This is a genomic window from Duganella radicis, assembly GCF_009720825.1.
Classification (GTDB): Bacteria; Pseudomonadota; Gammaproteobacteria; order Burkholderiales; family Burkholderiaceae_D; genus Rugamonas; species Rugamonas radicis.
On record NZ_WNKY01000124.1, the window covers coordinates 1 to 780 of the forward strand.

Here is a 780-nt window from a genome sequence, read left to right on the forward strand (position 1 = left end):
GCTGCCGCCTGATCCTTGCCGGACAGCAGCGGCGCCGCCGCCAGCGCCGGCCATTGAATGCCGACCGCCGGATCGTTCCACAGGATGGCGCGCTCGTGCTCCGGCGCCCAGTAGTCGGTGGTCTTGTACAGGAATTCGGCCGAATCGGAGGTGACCACGAAGCCGTGCGCGAAGCCCGGCGGTATCCACATCTGGCGCTTGTTCTCGGCCGACAGCTCGATGCCATACCACTGGCCGAAGGTCGGCGAGCTCTTGCGGATATCGACCGCCACGTCGAACACGGCGCCGGCGGTGGCGCGCACCAGCTTGCCCTGCGCCTGCTGGATCTGGTAGTGCAGGCCGCGCAGCACGCCCCTGGACGAGCGCGAGTGATTGTCTTGCACGAATTCGGTGGTAACCCCGGTCAGTTCGGCAAAGCGTTTGGCGTTGAAGCTTTCAAAGAAAAAACCGCGATCGTCGCCGAACACGCGCGGCTCCAGTACCAGCAAGCCTGCCAGCGGCGTTTGAATGACGTTCATCGTTGGACTACCTTATCTTCGAGGATTTGCAGCAGATATTGGCCGTACTGGTTTTTCTTCAACGGCTCGGCCAGCTTGCGCAGCTGCTCGGCGTTGATGTAACCCTTGCGGTAAGCGATCTCTTCCGGGCAAGCCACTTTCAGGCCCTGGCGTTTTTCAATGGTGGCGATGAACTGGCCCGCCTCCAGCAGCGACTCGTGGGTGCCGGTGTCGAGCCAGGCCATGCCGCGCCCCATCACTTCGACGTTGAGCTGGCCCTTGT

Annotated in this window: 2 protein-coding genes; both read right to left on the minus strand. The window is 62.8% G+C overall.

The genetic code is table 11. From position 1 onward, the window contains the following. The coding region (rfbC, locus tag GM676_RS31340) for a dTDP-4-dehydrorhamnose 3,5-epimerase (RefSeq protein WP_155468469.1) at window positions 1–518 on the minus strand (518 nt) is incomplete at its 3' end. Beyond that, a partial coding sequence (locus GM676_RS31710) for a sugar phosphate nucleotidyltransferase (RefSeq protein WP_371866428.1) occupies window positions 515–780 on the minus strand: 266 nt, incomplete at its 5' end. The genes GM676_RS31710 and rfbC, both read right to left, overlap by 4 nt.